This is a genomic window from Methylobacterium sp. J-070 (genome assembly GCF_022829385.1).
GTDB lineage: Bacteria > Pseudomonadota > Alphaproteobacteria > Rhizobiales > Beijerinckiaceae > Methylobacterium.
Genome location: NZ_JAKSXX010000028.1, coordinates 1 through 309, shown reverse-complemented (window position 1 = coordinate 309; position 309 = coordinate 1). Strand labels below are relative to the sequence as shown.

Below are 309 nucleotides of genomic sequence, written 5' to 3'. Positions count from 1 at the left end.
CGAGATGAAGCTCCTGGCCGATCAGGCCAAGGCGGCCACCGGCCAGGTGCGCGGGCTCCTGGGCGAGATCCAGCGGGGGATCAACACCTCGGTGATGCTGACCGAGGAGGCGGTCAAGCGCGCGGCGGCCGGCAAGACCCGCTCGGACACGACCCAGCGCACGATCGAGGAGATCACCGCGCGGGTCGAGGAGAACGTCCAGACGTTCCAGCAGATCGTGGCCTCGACCAACCAGCAGCAGCTCGGCATCGAGCAGGTGATGGGCGCCCTGCAGAACATCCGCCAGGCCAGCCAGCAGACCGCCGCCGG

General features: G+C 69.6%; 1 protein-coding gene. It reads left to right on the top strand.

Annotation, left to right across the window (positions count from 1 at the left end; translation table 11 throughout):
* On the top strand, nt 1-309 hold a 309-nt coding region (locus MKL01_RS01295; protein ID WP_243903435.1), incomplete at both ends, for a methyl-accepting chemotaxis protein.